This is a genomic window from Stappia sp. WLB 29 (assembly GCF_023507705.1).
In the GTDB taxonomy this organism is placed as follows: domain Bacteria; phylum Pseudomonadota; class Alphaproteobacteria; order Rhizobiales; family Stappiaceae; genus Stappia.
In genome coordinates this window covers 123,611-142,416 of sequence record NZ_JALBGD010000004.1, presented here as the reverse complement: position 1 = coordinate 142,416, position 18,806 = coordinate 123,611, and the positions used below count along the sequence as shown (strand labels likewise).

General features: G+C 65.5%; 18 protein-coding genes and 1 tRNA gene. 8 read left to right on the top strand and 11 right to left on the bottom strand.

Annotated elements, in window-relative coordinates:
• Nucleotides 1–194: 194 nt before the first annotated feature.
• The 5 genes from MNI96_RS09440 to phnD all read right to left on the bottom strand — a co-directional run bounded on the left by MNI96_RS09440 (nt 195) and on the right by phnD (nt 4,389).
• Nucleotides 195–707: a cupin domain-containing protein gene (locus MNI96_RS09440; protein WP_249692479.1), complete on the bottom strand. Its 513-nt coding sequence runs from the start codon at nt 705–707 to the stop codon at nt 195–197.
• Nucleotides 708–848: 141 nt separating this feature from the next.
• Nucleotides 849–1,664, bottom strand: coding sequence for a phosphonate ABC transporter, permease protein PhnE (phnE, locus tag MNI96_RS09435; protein ID WP_249692478.1), 816 nt, complete (start codon nt 1,662–1,664; stop codon nt 849–851).
• Between the two features lies 1 nt (nt 1,665).
• Entirely contained in the window at nt 1,666–2,478 is an 813-nt protein-coding gene (phnE, locus tag MNI96_RS09430; RefSeq protein ID WP_249692477.1) for a phosphonate ABC transporter, permease protein PhnE, read from the bottom strand.
• A gap of 3 nt (nt 2,479–2,481) precedes the next feature.
• Nucleotides 2,482–3,300 (bottom strand): phosphonate ABC transporter ATP-binding protein, encoded by an 819-nt coding sequence (gene phnC / locus MNI96_RS09425; protein ID WP_249692476.1) that lies wholly within the window; start codon nt 3,298–3,300, stop codon nt 2,482–2,484.
• A gap of 120 nt (nt 3,301–3,420) precedes the next feature.
• Nucleotides 3,421–4,389, bottom strand: coding sequence for a phosphate/phosphite/phosphonate ABC transporter substrate-binding protein (phnD, locus tag MNI96_RS09420; protein ID WP_502960328.1), 969 nt, complete (start codon nt 4,387–4,389; stop codon nt 3,421–3,423).
• Nucleotides 4,390–5,468: 1,079 nt separating this feature from the next.
• Here phnD and MNI96_RS09415 point away from each other — a divergent pair.
• The 4 genes from MNI96_RS09415 to MNI96_RS09400 all read left to right on the top strand — a co-directional run bounded on the left by MNI96_RS09415 (nt 5,469) and on the right by MNI96_RS09400 (nt 9,151).
• Nucleotides 5,469–6,164, top strand: a complete 696-nt coding sequence (locus MNI96_RS09415; RefSeq protein ID WP_249692465.1) for a GntR family transcriptional regulator — start codon at nt 5,469–5,471, stop codon at nt 6,162–6,164.
• Nucleotides 6,165–6,192: 28 nt separating this feature from the next.
• On the top strand, nt 6,193–6,993 hold the full coding sequence (locus tag MNI96_RS09410; protein WP_249692463.1) for a phytanoyl-CoA dioxygenase family protein: 801 nt from the start codon (nt 6,193–6,195) through the stop codon (nt 6,991–6,993).
• Between the two features lie 116 nt (nt 6,994–7,109).
• On the top strand, nt 7,110–7,922 hold the full coding sequence (locus MNI96_RS09405; RefSeq protein ID WP_249692461.1) for an SDR family NAD(P)-dependent oxidoreductase: 813 nt from the start codon (nt 7,110–7,112) through the stop codon (nt 7,920–7,922).
• 182 nt (nt 7,923–8,104) lie between these two features.
• Nucleotides 8,105–9,151, top strand: a complete 1,047-nt coding sequence (locus MNI96_RS09400) for a linear amide C-N hydrolase (RefSeq protein WP_249693016.1) — start codon at nt 8,105–8,107, stop codon at nt 9,149–9,151.
• A gap of 18 nt (nt 9,152–9,169) precedes the next feature.
• On the opposite strand, the gene MNI96_RS09395 is transcribed toward MNI96_RS09400, so the two are convergent.
• The 3 genes from MNI96_RS09395 to MNI96_RS09385 are packed head-to-tail and all read right to left on the bottom strand — an operon-like array spanning nt 9,170 to nt 11,355.
• Entirely contained in the window at nt 9,170–10,258 is a 1,089-nt protein-coding gene (locus tag MNI96_RS09395) for a zinc metalloprotease HtpX (protein WP_249692460.1), read from the bottom strand.
• A gap of 49 nt (nt 10,259–10,307) precedes the next feature.
• On the bottom strand, nt 10,308–10,970 hold the full coding sequence (msrA, locus tag MNI96_RS09390) for a peptide-methionine (S)-S-oxide reductase MsrA (protein ID WP_249692459.1): 663 nt from the start codon (nt 10,968–10,970) through the stop codon (nt 10,308–10,310).
• A 49-nt stretch (nt 10,971–11,019) separates the two neighbouring features.
• Nucleotides 11,020–11,355, bottom strand: a complete 336-nt coding sequence (locus MNI96_RS09385; protein WP_249692454.1) for a hypothetical protein — start codon at nt 11,353–11,355, stop codon at nt 11,020–11,022.
• A gap of 674 nt (nt 11,356–12,029) precedes the next feature.
• On the opposite strand from MNI96_RS09385, the gene MNI96_RS09380 reads away from it, so the two are divergent.
• From MNI96_RS09380 to MNI96_RS09365, 4 genes are all read left to right on the top strand, one after another.
• A tRNA-Ser gene (locus tag MNI96_RS09380) sits at nt 12,030–12,119 on the top strand.
• 284 nt (nt 12,120–12,403) lie between these two features.
• The gene (locus MNI96_RS09375) at nt 12,404–13,561 is read left to right on the top strand and encodes a hypothetical protein (RefSeq protein ID WP_249692452.1); all 1,158 of its coding nucleotides are present in this window, start codon (nt 12,404–12,406) and stop codon (nt 13,559–13,561) included.
• A gap of 3 nt (nt 13,562–13,564) precedes the next feature.
• Nucleotides 13,565–14,536 carry a hypothetical protein gene (locus MNI96_RS09370; protein ID WP_249692450.1) on the top strand — a complete coding sequence of 324 codons (972 nt, stop codon included), beginning with the start codon at nt 13,565–13,567 and terminating at the stop codon, nt 14,534–14,536.
• A gap of 553 nt (nt 14,537–15,089) precedes the next feature.
• Nucleotides 15,090–15,785 carry an Ntn hydrolase family protein gene (locus tag MNI96_RS09365; protein ID WP_249692449.1) on the top strand — a complete coding sequence of 232 codons (696 nt, stop codon included), beginning with the start codon at nt 15,090–15,092 and terminating at the stop codon, nt 15,783–15,785.
• Between the two features lie 195 nt (nt 15,786–15,980).
• Here the strand turns inward: MNI96_RS09365 and MNI96_RS09360 are convergent, their stop codons facing one another.
• From MNI96_RS09360 to MNI96_RS09350, 3 genes are read right to left on the bottom strand one after another with little or no spacing between them, the layout of a single operon-like run.
• Nucleotides 15,981–17,255, bottom strand: coding sequence for a TRAP transporter large permease (locus MNI96_RS09360; protein WP_249692446.1), 1,275 nt, complete (start codon nt 17,253–17,255; stop codon nt 15,981–15,983).
• A gap of 12 nt (nt 17,256–17,267) precedes the next feature.
• Complete coding sequence (locus MNI96_RS09355) at nt 17,268–17,777, bottom strand: TRAP transporter small permease (RefSeq protein ID WP_249692444.1); 510 nt, start codon at nt 17,775–17,777, stop codon at nt 17,268–17,270.
• Between the two features lie 24 nt (nt 17,778–17,801).
• Nucleotides 17,802–18,788, bottom strand: coding sequence for a TRAP transporter substrate-binding protein (locus tag MNI96_RS09350; RefSeq protein WP_249692441.1), 987 nt, complete (start codon nt 18,786–18,788; stop codon nt 17,802–17,804).
• Between the last annotated feature and the right edge of the window lie 18 nt (nt 18,789–18,806).

Genomic DNA, 18,806 nt, shown 5'->3' with positions numbered 1-18,806 from the left:
GGACTCATAATTGTGCCGGAAACGGCGCCGGTTCGGGTATGCCGGAACCCGCCGGCAACAGCGTCGCAAGCCCTTGAAAACCTAATGGTTTCCCGCGGCCTTGCTCCTTGTATCCGATCGGGTTAGGGCATACCGTTTCTCGTCAGAATTATGAGTTCACGACCCAAGCCGCCCCGCCCCGCCTCCGGTTTCTCTCAGTCTTCCCCGTCCCAGTAGTCGACGGCGCTGTCGGTGCGCAGGGTGAGCGCCACCCGCCGCGCGGCCTTGTCGCCGCCGGGGGCAGCACCTGCGAAGACCGTGACCTTGCCGCTGTCGGGATATTCCATCACGTCCGGCTCGTTCATCGTGCTGACGGCGAGATAGCGCAGCGGCTCGTCCGGCCCGGCGATCAGCTGATGTGCGGTTTCCGGTCCGCCCGACGGACACACGACGATATCGCCGCCGGCGACGGAATGGCGCTTGTCGCCGTAGCGCAGCGTGCCGAAGCCCGACAGGATCACGAACATCTCGTCGTTGGCGTGGTGGCAGTGGAACGGCCAGGCCTTCTTGCCGGCCGGCACTTCCACATAGCGGGCTCCGAGCCGGCGCGCCCCCAGCGGCGCGGCAATCGAGGCGAAGCGCGCCTCGAAGGTCTCGCCATGCGTCTGGGCGACGCAGTCGAGATCGGCGAGCCGCAGGACGGGTATGTGAACGGGCGTGTCGGCCATGGTCGATCCTCCGGGATACGATGGAGCGGGGCGGAGTGCTTTCCGCGTCGTCCCCATCCATAGCCCCGCAGGGGAGCTGACGGAAAGCCCCCGTCCTTGCCCCATCCGTCCTTGCCCGTCCGTTCGCCGCCCGCCTCGCCCTCAGATGATGGCGTGGCGGACCTTGGCCGAGACCCATTCGCTGAACACCACGGTCGCCAGGATGACCAACAGGATCGTCGTCACCTGCGGCCAGGCCAGCACGCTGAGCGAGGCCTGCAGTTGCAGCCCGAGACCGCCGGCGCCGACGAGGCCCAGCACCGCGCTCTCGCGGATGTTGATGTCCCAGCGGAACACCGAGATGCCCCAGAAGGCCGGCGCGATCTGCGGCCAGTAGCCGTAGTTGAGCAGCTGCGCGCCGCTGGCGCCGGTCGCCTGCACCGCCTCGATCTGCGTCAGCTCGGTTTCCTCGATGGCCTCGTAGAGCAGCTTGCCGACGAAGCCGATGGAGCGCAGCGCGATGGCGATGATGCCCGCGAGCAGGCCGGGGCCGAGGATCGAGACCAGCAGCAGCGCCCAGATCAGCGAGTTGATCGAGCGCGAGGCGACGATGATGAACAGCGCCGCGGGACGGGCGATCAGCAGGCTCGGTGTCGTATTGCGCGCGGCCAGGAAGGCGATGGGCATGGCGATGACGACGCCGAGCATGGTGCCGAGCGTCGCCATGTTGATCGTGTCCCACAAGGGCCAGAGCAGCTTTTCGATATAGCTCAGCCGCGGCGGGAACATGCGCGAGCCGATGTCCGCCGCCTGCTGCGGCGCATCGGTGACGAAGTACCAGATCGTGTCCTTCGTCATCACCTGCCAGCACCAGACGGTGAGGGCGACGAAGACGAGCCAGCCGGCCCACAGGGCGAGGGAGGCGCGCGGGGTGCGGCGGCGCCAGGTCGGGCCGTTTTCGGTTTGCATCACCGGCATGTCACTGCACCCACTTGCGGATATAGCTGGAGGAGTATTCCGCGAACATCACCACGCCGATGATGATCAGCAGGATCGCCCCGGCACTGTCGTATTCGTAGCGGTCGATGGCGGTGTTCAGCGTCGCGCCGATGCCGCCGGCGCCGACGATGCCGATCACCGCGCTTTCGCGGAAGTTGATGTCGAAGCGGTAGAGCGTCAGGCCGATCAGGCGCGGCATCACCTGCGGCTGCACCGCGTAGTTGACCAGCTGCCACCAGGACGCGCCGGTGGCGCGCACCGCCTCGGCCTGGGCCTCGTCGATGTCTTCGATGTCCTCGGCCAGCAGCTTGGCCAGAAAGCCGATGGTGGCGAAGGACAGGGTCAGGAAGCCGGCGAACGGGCCGAAGCCGAACATGGCGACCAGCAGGATGGCGATGATGATTTCCTGCAAGGCGCGGCTCGCCGCGATGATGCCGCGGCAGACGTAGTAGACCGCGCGCGGGGCGATGTTGCGCGCCGCGCCGATGCCGATCGGCACGGAGATCAGCACGCCGGCGACCGTCGCCGTGACCGTCATGGTCAGGCTCTCGATCATGCCGGCGCTGATGTCTTTCCAGCGGCTGGTGAAATCCGGCTGCAGGAAGCCCTGAACGAAGCGCCAGCCCCGGTCGAGCCCCTCCCACACGCGCATCCAGTTGACCTCGACCGAGCCGACGGCCAGCACCAGATAGACGAAAAGGGCGGTATAGATCCCGTAGCGCCAGCGCGGATCGGGGATCATCGTCGCCGGGCGGCGCCAGCGACGGGGATAGGCCTTTGCGGTCGCGCTCATGGCTCAGACCATCCCGGCCATGCGTTCGGCCGCGTCGCGCTCGGCGTGGTCGTCCTCTTCCGCCGCGCGGCGCATGGCGGTCCAGTCCTCCTCGCCGTAGATGCGGGTCAGCACGCTTTCGTCGAGCAGGTCCGGCGTGCCGTCGAAGACGACCTCGCCGGCCCGCAGGCCGATGATGCGCTGGGTGAACTGCTGGGCCAGGACCACGTCGTGGATGTTGATGATCGCCGGCAGGCCGCGCTCGGCGCAGATCTCCAGGATCAGGCGCATGATCTGGCGCGAGGTCTTGGGATCGAGCGAGGCGGTCGGCTCGTCGATCAGCAGCAGCTCCGGATCCTGGGCAAGGGCGCGGGCGATGCCGACGCGCTGCCGCTGGCCGCCCGACAGGGCGTCGGCGCGCTTGTCCGCATGGTCGATCAGGCCGACCCGGTCGAGCAGGCGAAATGCGTTCTCCACGTCCGCGCCGGGAAACTGGCGCAGGAAGGAGCGCCAGAAACCGACATAGCCGAGGCGCCCGGACAGCACGTTCTCCATCACCGTCAGCCGCTCCACCAGGGCGTATTCCTGGAAGATCATGCCGATGCGGCGGCGGGCACGGCGCAGTTCGCGCGCCGGCAGGCCGGTGATGTCGAGATCGTTCAGCAGCACCCGGCCCTCGGTCGGCTCGACCAGGCGGTTGATGCAGCGGATCAGGGTCGACTTGCCGGCACCGGACGGACCGATCAGGCCGACGACCTGCCCCTTCGGCACGGTGAAACTGACGGACCTGAGGGCCTTGTCGCCGGTCTTGTAGGTCTTGGTGAGCGCTTCGACTGTCAGCATGCAAGGGTCCGCGGGAGAGAGGGCCGGGGCGGCCGGGTCTTTCGGGTCAGGGCAGCGCGCAACGGACACGGACGGGGCGGCGGAGATACTCCCCCTCGCCCCGTCCGGCCGGTCACGGTCTTACTGGCAGTTGTAGGAAACGTCGTTCGCCTCGTCGATCTGGCGGATGACGGACCAGTTGTCCTTGAAGGTGATCGGGATGAACTGCGCCTCGCCCGACTTGGAGAACTCCTCCTCCAGCGACGAGCCTTCCCACTTGAAGGTGGCGAAGCCTTCCTTGATCTTCTCCTGCAGCTCCGGCTTCAGGTTGTAGGCAACGCCGTAGCCGGTGGTCGGGAAGGTCTGCGACTTGTAGATGCTGACGACCTGCTCGGGCTTGATCACTTCGCGCTCGATCATGCGGTGCATGACGGAGTTGGCGATGGCGGCTGCCGGATAATCCTTGTTGGCGACGCCGAGGATCGAGTTGTCGTGCTTGCCGGAGAAGGCCGGCTCGTAGTCGGTGCCCGCGACCAGGCCGTATTCGGCCTTCAGCAGCGCGGACGGCGCCTTGAAGCCGGAATTCGACGTCTCGGACGTGAAGGCCAGCGTCTTGCCCTTGATGTCTTCCGGCTTCTCGATGCCCGAGCCCGGATAGGAGATGATTTCCATCTCGTAGCCGAAGCTGCCGTCGGCCTTGGCCATCATCGTGAAGGGGCGGAAGCCGGCGCAGGCGACGGCGAGCGGGTTGGAGCCGGTGTTGAAGCCGGCGATATGCAGGCGGCCGGCGCGCATCGCCTCGATCTGGGCGGCGTTCGACTGGACCGGGAAGAACTGCACCTTCTTGCCGGTGACGGTTTCCATGTGGGCCAGGAAGTCGGCCCAGGCCTCGGCATAGACCGCCGGATCCTCGACCGGGGTATAGGCGAAGATCAGCGTCGAGGGATCGATCTGCTGCGCCGGATCGGTCGGGATGTCGGCGATCAGGTCGCCGTCGGCATCGGTGTAGCGGCTGTCGAGCTTGAATTCGGCCTGCGCGGGCGTTGCGGCAATGAGGCCGGCAAGCAAGGCGGCAACGCTCGCAGCTCCGGCGAGCTTCGTCAGGTGCATGGTCATCTTTCGTTCCTCCACTGGGGCGCGATGTGCATCCGTTCTGGACCGGATGTCTGTTAGGCGTCCTGGATGAAGGCTGGATGACAATCTCAGTCGCGTCAAGACCTTGAGACGGCGAAGTTTCCTTTAAGTCGGAGAGGCGCCGCCCCGCCGCGGCCAGGGCGGGTCGCGGCTCGTGCCCGGTCCCGGCCGAGCCGTCGCTAGGCAACGCGCAGGAGACTGGGGAAATTCCTCCCGCGTCCTGCGCGCCGGGACCTTGGCGGCGATCCGCACGGGCAACTCCTTGGCGCCTCGCGCCAAACCCTCCCTCTGCGGCATGCCGGCAAGTGAGCCGGCAAATTACCATCCCCGCACGCGGCGCATTGCGGCATACCCCGCCCTTCCCCTCTCCCCGCGTCTTCCCGGACGGCGCCCCCGCGCCGAGCCGGGACCGGCGAGCCACGGCGCTCAAGAGGTCTCGGAAGAGCATCCGACAGGCCCCCGGCTCGCCGATCCCGGATCTCCGGCTTCGCCTGCGTCCGGGAGGATGCCAAAGGGACTGCTGCGGCCGGGGGCCGCTTGAGGATGCGGCTCGGATGGTTTCTTGGAATTCGGAATTCCGAAATGTTGACAGGACCGGTTTCGTCAGGCAGGGTGGACCTCGTCGGAGTTTGGAATTCCGAATTCCTCGTAGGCCGAGCCCCGGCCGTCGACTGCCTCGCTCTGGCGACGGCCTTGCAAGACGGCTTGCGGCACAGCCTCGCAACCAAGCGCCGGAAAGAACCGGCCGGAAGTTTCGCCGGGAGACCGGCACTCAGGGCTCCGTTGGCCCCATCGCCCGGAGGTTACGGAGAAGCTGGCCGTCATCGGCCAGATCAGGGACAGGTCCGTCCCGGAACGCGCGTCACCGGGTGTGCCGAACAGGCCTCCCATGTCATACCTGCGGCGCATTGCGGTGACGCAGCCGTTCCTCCAGCCTGTACCGGCATCGCGCCGGACAGGCCGCACAACCAGCCCCGGGATAGACCCGGGTGCTTTCGCGCCGGCTGCGCTTCATTGCGATGTCCGCAAGGACCGTGAGGGGAAGGACGCAAGGCATGCCCATGGAACTCATCGACCAGAGCCCGATCCTGGTGGACCGCGTCTACGAGCGGCTGCGCCAGGCCATCGCGCTGGCCGAGTTGGCGCCGGGCGAGCGCATTCGCCAGGCGGAGCTTGCCGAACGTCTGGGCGTGTCGCGCCAGCCGGTCAGCCATGCGTTGCAGCTGCTCAAGCGCGACGGGCTGGTGGAGGAGACGGGGCGCAAGGGGCTCAAGGTCACCGAGATCGACCCGGCGCATCTTCGCGAGATCTATCAGGTCCGCGCCGCACTGGACGGGCTGGCCGCCGGCCTTGCCGCCGCGCGGGTCGCCGAGGGGAGCATGCCGGAGGCCGAGCTTGAGAAACTCGCCGGGATCCTGCGCCAGGCCGAAAGCTTCGGCGACGACACCCCCGTCACGGAGCGGATCGCGCTCGACGTCGACTTCCACAACCAGGTCATCGTCATGTCCGGCAACCGCCGGATCGCCGAAACGCTCGAGCCGCAGTTCTCGCACATGATGCGGTCGATGCGGCTGGTGCTCGACATCGGCGGCTTCCGGGAATCCGCCTGGGACCACCACACCGAGATCGCCCGGCTCATCGCGGCCGGCGACAGAGCCGCGGAAGACGCCGCCAGGGCCCACGCGGAAAACGCCGGCAAGGAGACGGAGGCCCGCCTCACTGCCAGGCAGGTTTTGAAGAACACGGCCTGAAGGTCGTGGCCGAGAGGAGGAACGCCACATGAAGCTGACCCAGGAACAACAGGACGAATTCAACCGCCAGGGCTATCTTTTCCTGCCCGAGGCCTTCTCGCCGGAAGAGGTCGAGGTGCTGCGCGAGGCTGCGGCCGGCATCTTCGACGAGGACCGCAAGGAGATCTGGCGCGAAAAGGACGGCACGCCGCGCACGGCCTTCGCCTGCCACACCTACAACGAGGCGTTCCGCCTGCTCGGCCGCCATCCCCGCCTCATCGAGCCGGTGCGCCAGATCTTCGGCGAAGAGCTGTACATGCACCAGTTCAAGGTGAACGCGAAGGCCGCCTTCACCGGCGACGTCTGGCAGTGGCACCAGGACTTCCCGACCTGGCACAAGGACGACGGCATGCCCGAGCCGCGGGCGATGAACATCTCGGTGTTCCTCGACGACGTGCTGCCGATCAACGGTCCGCTCATGCTCATCGCCGGCTCGCACACCCACGGCCAGCTCAAGTCCGAATACGACACGACGACCACCAGCTACGGGCTGTGGACGCTCGACAACGACACCGTGACCGAGCTCGCCGCCAAGGGCGGCATCGTCGCCCCGACCGGCAAGGCGGGCGGGTTGCTGATCCATCACGGCAACCTGGTGCACGGCTCGTCGGGCAACATCACCCCCTATCCGCGCAAGATCGTCTATCTGACGCTGTCCACCGTCTCCAACGCGATCCGCAAGCCGACCCGGCCGGAATACATCGCCCATCGCGATTTCACGCCGATCGAGCCGGTCGAGGACGACGCGCTGCAGCGCTACGCCCTGTCCATGCGCGACGCGGCCGAGTAACCGCACGCGGCAGGCCGGAGCGGGCGCGATCCGCTCCGGCCCTTCCTTGCGATCCGGGACGGGCCCAGCCCGCCCCGGTCTTTTCACGTCAGGGCAGCAGAACGGACGGTTTCCACATGACAGATACTTCGGCGGGCCGGTTGGCCGGCAAGGTTGCCCTCGTCGTCGGCGCCGGATCCTCGGGAGAGGGCTGGGGCAACGGCAAGGCGGCGGCGGTTCTCTTCGCGCGCAGCGGCGCGCGCATCCTCGCCGTCGACCGCGACGAGAGTGCGGCGGCCGAGACCCGCGACATCATCCGCTCCGAGGGCGGCACCTGCGAGACGGCGCGGGCCGACGTTGCGAACTCCGCCGAGGTCGCGGCGATGGTCGAGGCCTGCCTGTCCCATTTCGGCCGCATCGACATCCTGCACAACAATGTCGGCATCTCGGAAACCGGCGGGCCGGTGGAGGCCTCCGAGGAGAGCTGGAACCGGGTGATCGCCATCAACCAGACCAGCGTCTTCCTCACCTGCAAGCATGTGCTGCCGGTGATGGAGCGTCAGCGAAGCGGCGCCATCGTCAACGTCGCCTCGATCGCCGCCTCCCGCTATATCGGCTTTCCCTATGCCGCCTACTCGGCCTCCAAGGCCGCGATCGTCGGGCTCACCCGCAACATCGCCCTGCAATATGCGCCGCTCGGCATCCGCGCCAATTGCGTCTCGCCGGGGTTGATGAACACGCCGATGATCCGCAAGCCGCTCGCCGCCGCCTATGGCGGGGAGGAAGCGATGATCGCCCGGCGCGATGCGCAGTGCCCGATGGGCCGCATGGGCGATGCCTGGGACACCGCCAACGCGGCGCTGTTCCTCGCCTCGGACGAAGCGCGCTACATCACCGCGCAGGAGCTGGTGGTGGACGGCGGGCTGACCGCGACCTGCGTCGCCCCGTAAGGGACACGCCGTTCCCGCACCGCAGTTTTTACCGGCTTGCCGGACTTCTCCGCCGCCATCTACCATGGCGGCGGCCGTCCGCTTCGGGGCGGCATGTTCGCCTCCCCTAACAAGGCTCGCCGAGAGGATCCCCGATGCCCCGCACGCCGTTTTCCGCCCGCGCCCGCCGCCTCGGCACGCGCATGAGCGCGCGTATCGCGCTCGCCGCGCTGCTCGCCACCGGCGGTGCCGCCCTTGCCGAGGCCTGCACCCGCCTCGTCTATCACGGCGCCGGCGACACGGTGATCACCGCCCGGTCGATGGACTGGAAGAGCGAGATCGCCACCAATCTGTGGGTGATGCCGCGCGGCATGGAGCGCAGCGGCGAGGCCGGCCCGAACTCGCTGAAATGGACCTCGAAATACGGCAGCGTCATCGCCTCGGGCTACGACGTGTCGACCACGGACGGGGTCAACGAGGAGGGCCTTGCCGTCAATCTCCTGTGGCTGGCCGAGTCCGAGTATCCCCAGCATGGCGGCGACCGTCCGGGCCTGACCATCGCCGCCTGGGGCCAGTATGTGCTCGACAATTTCGCCAGCGTCGCGGAAGCGGTCGCGGCGCTGGAGGCCGAGCCCTTCACCATCGTCACCGACAACGTGCCCGGCGAGGACCGGCTTACGACGCTGCACCTGTCCATGTCCGATGCCAGCGGCGACAGCGCCATCGTCGAATATATCGGCGGCCGCCAGGTCATCCATCACAACCGCCGCTACACGGTGATGACCAACTCGCCGACCTTCGACGAGCAGCTGGCGCTCGCCGAATACTGGCGCGGCATCGGCGGCACCGTGTTCCTGCCCGGCACCAACCGCGCCGCCGACCGCTTCGCGCGGGCGAGCTTCTATGTGGGAGCGATCCCGCGGCCCGAGGACCCCAATCGGGCGATCGCCAGCGTCTTCAGCGTCATCCGCAACGTGTCCGTGCCCTTCGGCATCACCACGCCGGACCAGCCGAACATCTCCTCCACCCGCTGGCGCACGGTCGTCGACCACCAGCGGCTGCTCTACTTCTTCGAATCCGCCCTCACCCCCAACACGTTCTGGGTGGACCTGAAGCAGCTCGACTTTTCGCAAGGCGCGCCGGTGCGCAAGCTCGACCTGGGGCCGGACCAGGAGCACACCCATTCCGGCGACGCGACCGCGTCCTTCGTCGAGGCCGAGCCCTTCCGCTTCCTCGGCCTGCCCGAATAAGCAGGGCTGCCGGGCGCGTCAGTACCAGGTGCCGAAGCGGGTCAGCCGGCGGCGCGGCGCGCCGGCATCGGGCACGGGCGAGCGCCCCGCCACATGCGGCATTGCGGCCGTGTCCAGCCAGTGCTCGGGCGCGGCCCGCAGCGCGCGCAGCCGCCGCACCCGCTCGTCCGTCTGCGGATGGCTGCGCAGCACCGACGGGTCGGGAATGCGCGCGCCCTGCGGCAGCGCCGCCTCCCACATGCGGCCGTGGATGCGCTCCAGCTTCATGAGCGCGCTGGCAAGGCCTTCCGGGTCGCCGGTCAGCGAGGCCGCGCCGAGATCGGCCTCGAACTCGCGGGTGCGCGACAGGGCCAATTGCACCGCCGTTCCGATCGTCGGCGCCACGAGCAGCAGCAGCACCGCGGCCCAGGGCACCGAGGCCCCGCCGGCCAGCGCCTCCGGCAGGCTGATCAGCATCAGGACCAGGCCGAACACCGACATGATGCCGGTCATCCGCGCCACCACGTCGGCCATCGCCATCACGTGGATGTCGCCATGCGCCACATGGGCGAGCTCATGCGCCATCACGCCGACGAACTCGCGCGGGGTCAGGCGGGCGAGCAGCCCTTCGGTGATGCAGATGGCGCTGTCCTCGCGGGTGCCGGTGGAAAAAGCGTTCACCATCCGGCTCGGCACCAGATAGAGCCTCGGCATGCGCGGCAGGCCGGCGCGCTCGGCCAGCAGCCGCACGATCATGTGCGCCTGCGGATAGGCGGCGGGCGTCACCTCGCGCGCGCCGTAGAGCTGCAGCACCAGCGCGGAGGAAAACCGCGCCGCCAGCATCACCGACAGGGAGCCGCCGACGGCCGCCCACAAGACGCCTTGCGGCCCCGCCAGGGTCCAGGCGGTCAGCGACAGCAGCAGCACCGCCCCTGCGCCCAGCGCGAGCGTGTGCAACCGGTTGCGCCGGCGGTATCTGGCGCGCACGGCGGGATCGATGGTGATGGCGGGTCTGATGGCTTCGGGATACATGACCTGAATATGGGCTGCCGCCGCACCGCTTGCAAAGCGGCAAGACGGCGCGCGCGCCAGGAGCGAGCCCCGGGCGGCAGATACCAAAAGGCGCACGGAACGACCGTCCCGCGCGCCTCTTTCATTCAACGTTCCGTGCCCCGCGTCAGACGGTCAGGCCCGCCGGGCAGGCGACGCCCGTGCCGCCGAGGCCGCAATAGCCGCCGGGGTTCTTGTCGAGATACTGCTGGTGGTAGTCCTCGGCGAAGTAGAACGCGCCCATCGGCTTGATCTCGGTGGTGATGGTGCGCGAGTGGCCGGCCGCCTTCAGCGCCGCCGCATAACTCGCGCGCGAAGCGTCCACCGCCTCCGCCATCCCGCTGTCCGGACGGAAGTAGATCGCCGAGCGGTACTGGGTGCCGGTGTCGTTGCCCTGGCGCATCCCTTGCGTCGGGTCGTGGCCTTCCCAGAACGCCTTGAGCAGCTCCTCGCGCGGCAGGCGCGCGGTGTCGAAGACCACCCGCACCACTTCCGTGTGGCCGGTGCGGCCCGTGCAGACCTCGTGATAGGTCGGGTTCGGCGTGTGGCCGCCGGCATAGCCGACCGCGGTGACGACGACGCCCGGCATGGTCCAGAACAGGCGTTCGGCGCCCCAGAAGCAGCCGAGGCCGAACAGCACCTCTTCCTCGCCCGCACTGGGGGCAAGGTCGAGCGGGCGGCCGAGCACCGTGTGGAGGCCCGGGGTCACGATCGGCTCGCTGCGGCCGGGCAGCGCCATGGCCGGGTCGACCAGGGAGAACTTGTTGCTGAGCATGGTCATGAACGACATGGATGCCTCCAAAGGGACGCGCGCCGGGGGAGGCCGGCGGGCAAGGAACTCAGACGGTTTCGGCGAGTCTGCGACGGCGGCGACGACGGCCGCGGCCGAGATCGCCGATCCACAGGAGCAGGAAGCCGAGCGGTCCGACGATCAGCCAGGCCGGCTGCACCAGGAGCGTGAGGGCGACCGGGTCCCACAGGACCGGGTTGACCTCGGCCTGGACGAAGGCCTGGGCGGCGGCGAGACTTCCGGGTGCGAAGTCGAACCAGTACTGGCCGAAGGATGTCGTCGACCAGCCCCCGGCAGCGATCGTCGACGTGGCGTCGATCACCAGCGCCACCAGCGCCAGTGCCACGAGCCAGAGACCGAGAAGCCGCAGGACAAGTCTGAACATCGTTCCGTTCCGGATCCACCCAACACCAAAGCCTGAAGGCATCGGGCCAGCCCGCGCCGGACTGCAAACATCGGCAGCAGGACGTCTGCTGCAGCATCTGCACCTTCCCGAACTCCGCACGGCGGAATTCGTTCACTCGAAATTGCATACGCAGGCGGCCGCGGGCCGGACCATAGCCCGCCTCGACCTTCCGGGCGACAGCAAACCGCGAGAAAACGGCGAGAATGGGCACGGCGCGCCGTCGCCGCGCCTCTCCCGCCGGGCGCATCAGATAGGCCTGCTTTCGCAAAAGCGCAAGACGGACGAAAGGCGCTTCCCCGAGGCGTGAGAGCACGGGCGCGATCCGCGACCCCGCGCGAGGCGACCGCCGCCCGCCGTTCCGCCCGCACGCGCCGCCCTTTCAGCTGCGCCCGCACTCAGGCCTCACCGACCGGAATCCCCTGTTTCCGCCGGCTTTCTCACCCGTTGCCGGCTGTGTTCGCCCGCCCGTGTTGAAAAGCGCCGCAGGGCACGGATGAGTGCTTGAACTTGGCCGCATCGTCAGTATATTGCGCGACTTGCGGGCCGGGTCGGCCCGGCTTCGCGCCGCCCTGGTGCATTGCTGGACCCATCGCCTTCCCGCACGAGGACCGACGAAAGGCCTGCCGCGCAGGCCCACCGGACGGGCCGGCTGCGGAGAGGTGGCCGAGTGGTTTAAGGCGCACGCCTGGAACGCGTGTATACGGGAAACCGTATCGAGGGTTCGAATCCCTCTCTCTCCGCCATTTTTCCCGATCAGCCAGTTATAGCGCGACAGTGCCGACGAGCGACGCCGGATGCGAAATCGCCAGTTCTTAAATGCAACCGATATATCTTAAATCCGCTGAATCTTCTTCCGACGCCATTTCCGTCGTCCGTGGTGCTTTCGTTGCCGCCCTAAACTTGCCTAGTTAAACGAGCTTCTCTCGCACGAAACTGCGCTGGCTAGACCGAGCTTCGCGGTGGATCAATGAGGTTCAGAAGTTGTAGGTTTGTTTGACAGGCTCTAGAGACGCAAGCAGGAGGCCTTATGCAGTTCGAAGCTATCGGAATTGACTATGACAACCGTATCAACAACTTTATGGTCAGCGCTCGCGCAGATTATGAGTGGTACTTGGACAAGACTCGGGGGTCAGAAGAGAATCTGGCGATCCAGCGAGACATCATCCGAGGGTCAAAACCGTACAAGAATCTTCGCGCAGACCTAAAGCTTGGGTGCATACTGCCGACGATCGTTCTAGCAGCTCGCGATGTAAATCAAGACGTTCTTGCAAATTACGATACATCCGATGGCTTTATAAAAGCATCGCGAGAGGATCTGGATGCCTTGCAGAACGCCATCGCCGAAGGAACTCCAGCGCAATTCGACATAATCGACGGCTTACAGCGCACTAATGCACTCCGACAAACATTAGAGGATATTCCGGATGAAGAAAAAGAAGTTTTTCTTCGTCGGTCCATAAGGCTTGAAATATGGATTAATATCGCCTTCTTCCCACTTGCCTATCGAATGCTTCTTCTTAATGCAGGCCAACGTCCGATGTCGATGAAGCATCAAATTGACATTCTCTCGGGTGGCCTTGCCGAGGACCTTCAAGATTTAGAAGGCATCGAAATTTTTCGCCTCAAGGACCACAAGCGGCGTGTTCGCGCAGGCCAATTTCATCTTTCGACCCTTGCACAGGCGTTTCAAGCGTGGATGCAGAGAAGTCCAAACGTGGATCGAACCAATCTTGTTGTGGAGACAATGGTAGTCGATGAAGCACTAGAGTCGCTTGGCATCGACCTCACCTCTGCGGACGGCAATCAGCGAGACGGCTTTCGTCAGTTCATAGAGTGGGTAGTTGCGCTCGATCACGCCCTCGGCGAGGAGCAAAACCGCTTTTTTGGGAACGACACGGTTGTTCTTGGATTTGCGGCGGCGATAGGATTCGCCCACAAGAATGAGACGCTTCAGGATCGTTTGCCGACCGCGATGGAGAAACTGGTTCAAGACGCTAGACTAGATCCTACTGGAGCGCTCGGCGTGGAGATATTCGACCAGGTTCGGAAGACCATTGACACCAAGCGCAGCAACGTTGGTGAAGCGACCAGAGGCCTCGTTTTCCGAGCGGTTCGGGAATACATTATGCAAGACGGTACCAGCAGCATGCGAGAGTGCTGGGCGCAGTCAGCGAGCATGCTTTGAGCCATGAGCCTTCGTGACGCCCTTGGAGGTGTGGAAGACGTCGATCCGACGCGTCCGCTCTCGATTGGTGCGCTGACCTTGGGTGTGGAGGCAGCGGCGGAGGCCGCGAACCTTCTCTCCGGAGTTGTCGCCCCCCCATTTGCGTCGATCGTCGTGCGAGAGGTGCGGCGACCATTCTATTGGATTGTTGATCACGCAGTCCAAGGACAGGCCGAGATGTTCGGCTTTCCGACAGGATGGGCAGAAGCACTGCCGACAGCGATCGAGATAGCACTTGTCCGAGCCCTTGCTGCTTTGCCTATAGATCAGCATCCAGAGGTCCTTGCTGGCGGAGCCGAAATCGTCCTCGGCCCCGAAGACGCATGCGCTGATTTTCGAACTATTGCGTCTGCGGCGGAGAGCCCAATGGTGGGTGAGAGTACAGAACTCGCTCAATTTAGCAGCGCGGTCATTGCACCAACGGAGGGTGTCGCGGTCAAAGTAGCGTTAAACTGCCTCCTCAGTTCGTATGCGACCTCGCCGCTGAAATTCCGCTTCCTCGAACTGTACCGCGTGATGGAGGCTCTTTTCATTGCGGATGTGAGAAGCAGGCTATTTGCAACGTTCGATGCTCAGCCCTCTGCTTCGCTAGCGGAGGCGACTGAGGCGCTGAAGTCGGAGTTGCGGCAGATTACAGCGCTTGCTGAGCCGCACCAGGACTTGTTTGAAGAATGTTGGAACCGTCTGCATGCGCTGAGGAATGCAAACCGTTTCGCTGCTGCTCTATTCCGGCGTATTGAAGAGAAAAAAGCCAACGGGCAAGGAAAGTGGAGAACTGGCGCAGCGCTGGTCTACCAGGTCCGTTGCGCCATAGTCCACGCCGGAGAGAGGGATATGATCTTCGAGAATTTCGCTGATGGGGACGCGGCGATCAAGACCATTATACCACCTATCGAGCGTGCAGCTCTTCGGATGCTCGGCATCACCCTCGGGTGATTCAAGAAGCCTCGCGACGTCTGTGGAACCAAACAAATTAAGGACGACTTTCGCAGCGTACTATTCTACCGGGCGCGCGTGCGATGGTTGGGTCTGGGACAAGACGGTAGACATTTCGATTTACATCTTCTTTGCCAAGCATCCACGCCAGAGCGACCCCGAGAATTTCTGGGTCGCCCCGGCAACCGCCTCGTTCGACTTCGTCAAGCACTGGCTCTCAGAAGGCAGCTCCAAGGTCCAGTCGATGTCGCGGTGATTGGGCGCGCCGTCGGACAGGCTGTAGCAGCACAGCAGCCCCCCCCCCAAAAAAGGCGCCGCCTGGACTGCGTGTAGTCGGGAAACCGTATCGGGTTCGAACCTTCCGCCACCTTCGGATTGCGCAATGCGGGAACGATCCGACCCCGCACCCGTTCTCCTTGCACTCGAAGTGGAGACGGAAAAACGGTTCGCTCCAATCGCCTACGACTGCAGGCTGCATCGCATGGAAGCGAGCTACGGCTGATGCGTATCCAGCCGGATTTTCCGGACCACACGACCTGAGAGGATCGAAATCATGACCGTCGTGCTTGCCACCGTTTGCCAGGATGGAGTCGTGCTCGGCTCCGACTCGCAGATCACGGACAAGGGGAGAGGCATGACATATCCGGCCGAGAAGCTGCACCCTTTGGGCGAGCTGGCGGCCTGGGGCGGCAGTGGCGCGCGGTCGGTGCTGGTCGACGTCGAAAACTGTTTCAAGGAAAACAGTGCGGCCATTCTGGAGGCCCCGGATATCGGCCGCGCGTTGCAGGAACAGGTCCTCCCGATCCTGCGCCATCACTACGACACGTTCATCCCGGACGTACCGGGCGAAGAAGATGGCGGCTCGCCATCGGCCTACGTGATGGCTGCCGGATGGCGCAAGGGAGAGCCGTGGATTGTCGAGATAACGCCCTCTGGCATGATCGGGCACTACGGCGATATCGGCTTCCACGCGATCGGCAGCGGTGCGGCCATGGCACAGCAAGCCGGCTCGCTTCTGTCCCACTTCCATTTGACCGAGCGGTCGCTGCGCTTCGGTTGCGCGGCCGTCCTGCGTGTCCTGGAAGCGCTCGACCTTACCTCCCCCAGCGTCGGCAAGCCATTCAGTCTGTGTCGTATCGACGAGGACGGTGCACACCACCTCAGCGACACAGAGATCGAGAAGGTGACCAAGGACGTGCGTCGATGGGAGGAGGCCGAACAAGCCGCAATCGCCAAGATATTCGAGTGACGATCCTCGATGCGAGGCTGAACGACAAAGATGAGGGCGCTCGATCTCCGCTTGCATCCTCGACTTGTCGACGGGCCGCAGCAGCACCCCCAAAACAGAACCAGCGCACATGGTCCCATGCGCGCTGGTGGGTGTTGGGGACAGAAGCTTAGCCGGTGCACGGTACCGCGCGGGTGTTCCTGGAAACGTGCCTGCCTAGAAGAGCGTGTTCGGCAGCAGCATGCTGAAGACCGGCACATAGGTCAGGATCACCAGCGCCACCAGCATCAAGAGGATCGTCGGCAGGGCGGCGCGGAAGATCTCTCCCAGCTTCATGTTGGCGACGCCCATGGCGACGAACAGGTTGAGGCCGACGGGCGGGGTCAGCATGCCCACCGAGAGGTTGACCAGCATGATGATGCCGAAATGGATCGGGTCGACGCCGACCTGCGCCGCGATGGGCATCATCAGCGGGCCGAGGATGATGATCGCCGAGGCGCTGTCGAGGAAGCAGCCCGCCACCAGCAGGATCAGGTTGAACAGCAGCATCACCACGATGGAATTGCTGGTGTCGCTGAGGATGAAGCTCGCCAGCTGCGCCGGGGTGCCGGAGCTCGCCAGCAGCCAGGAGAAGGCCGAGGCGCCGGCGGTGATCAGCAGCAGCGGGCCGGAGATCAGGCCGGTGTTGCGCAGCACCACCAGCGTGTCCTTCAGCGAGATCGTCCGGTAGACCACCGCGCCGACCAGCCAGCCGTAAAGGCAGGCGGCGGCGGCCGCCTCGGTCGGCGTGAAGACGCCGGAATAGATGCCGCCGAGCAGGATGAACGGCAGGCCGAGGCCCCAGGCCGCCTGCTTCAAGGCCGCCCAGATGCTGGCGAGGCTCGGCATCGCGTCGCGCGGGTATCCCTTGCGCGCCGAATACCAGCTGGCATAGGCGATCAGGATGCCGCCGATCAGCAGCGCCGGCAGCAGGCCGGCGGCGAACAGCTTGCCGACCGAGGTGCCGGTGACCGAGCCGTAGATGATCAGCGCGATGGACGGCGGCACGATGGGGCCGAGCGTGCCGGCGGTGGTGATCAGGCCGATGGAGAAATACTTGTCGTATCCCGCCTTCACCATCGCCGGGTAGAGGATCGAGCCGATGGCGATCACCGTCGCCGGGCTGGAGCCGGAGATCGAGCCGAACATCAGGCAGGCGACGACGGCGGCGGCGGCAAGGCCGCCGGGCAGCCATCCGACGATGGCGCGCGCCAGGTTGATCAGCCGTTCCGACAGGCCGCCGATGCGCATCAGCTCGGCCGCCAGGATGAAGAACGGGATCGACATCAGCGAGAAGTTGTTCATGCCCGAGAACATGCGCATCGGCACGAGCACGGGATCGAGGCCGCCCCAGAAATAGAGCGCGGCGGCCACCGACAGCGCCAGGGCGGCAAAGATGGGCAGGCCGAAAACGAGCAGGCCGAAGAAGACGGGGACGAGTGCGCCGACCATGGATGGGGCTCCTCAGCTCGTTTTGATGTCGACGGCAGGCGGCGTGTAGGCGCGCCCGCAGATGAGCTCCTGCAGGACCAGGAGATAACGGGTGATCATCAGTCCCGCCGCGAAGGGGATGACGGCATAGATGTAGCCGACGGGGATGCGCAGGGCCGGCGAGAGCTGGCCCATGCGCGAGGTGTTGATCACCAGCTTGCTGCCGTACCACAGCACCACGCCGGCGAAGATCAGGCCGAGGCAGACCGCGCCGATCTGCAGCGGCCGGACCATCCTTTCCGGCACGAAGGCGTAGATCGCCTCGACGCTGATATGGGAGGCGTAGCGCACGCCCATGCCCATCGTCAGGAAGCTCATGGTGATGAAGGCGTAGAGAACCACCTCCTCCGACCAGTAGAGCGAATTGTTGAAGACGTAGCGCGCGATCACTTGCGCGATGGCGACGAGGGTCGCGGTCAATATCAACCCGCTGACCAGCGTGTTCTCTATGACGTCAACCAGCCTGTTCAACCAGGTGATCATGCCGCGACCCTCTTTCTTCGTGGTTTACTCGCCCTTGGCGAGCGCGATCGCCTTGTCCATCAGGGCCGGCGTGACCTTGTCGCGGAACTCGTCGTAGATCGGCTTGGAGGCCTCGATGAACGCCGCGCGGCCTTCCTCGGACAGCGACTGGATCTCGATCTGGTCCTTGATCGCGTCGAGGATCTTGGCCTCGTCCTCGTTGGTGAACTCGCGGGCGGCGTCGCGGCCGACGATCATGGCGTCCGCGATCACGGTCTGCAGGTCCTCCGGCAGGCTGTCCCAGGCCTGCTTGTTCATCACGGCCGCATAGGTGTGGTAGGCATGGCCGGTCAGGGTCATGTACTTCTGCACCTCGTAGAACTTCATCGAGGCGATGTTGGCGAGCGGGTTTTCCTGGCCCTCGATGACGCCCTGCTGCAGCCCGTTATAGACCTCGACATAGGCCATCGCGGTCGGGTTCGCGCCGTAGGCGCGGTAGGTCGACAGGATGGTCGGCGCCTGCAGGGTGCGCATCTTGATGCCGGCGAGATCGGCCGGGCCGTTGATCGGGCGGATGTTGTTGGTCATGTGGCGGAAGCCGGCGCCCCACATGGCGATGCCGTGCAGGTTGTTGGCGTCGAGGGTCGCCAGCAGCTCGGTGCCGACCTCGCCGTCGAGAACGCGCATCATCGCGGCGTTGTCGTTCAGCAGGAACGGCAGGTCGAACAGGTACATCTGCTCGTTGAAGTTGGCGAGGTTGCCGGTCGGCGGGATCGCGATGTGGACGAGGCCCATCTGCGTCTGCTCGATGATCTCGACGTCGCCGCCGAGCTGCGCAGCCGGGCGGATGTTGATCTCGATGCGGCCGTTCGAGTTCTTCTCGACCTCCTCCTTGAACACCACCGCCGCGCGGGCGTTCGGCGTGTCCTCGGTCAGGACGTGGGCGAAGGTGAAGGTGAAGTCGGCGGCATGGGCCGCGCCGGCGAACGTGGCGCCGACGGCCAGGATGATCGCTCTGCTCAGGTTTTTCATAGGTCTCTCCTCCAAGGG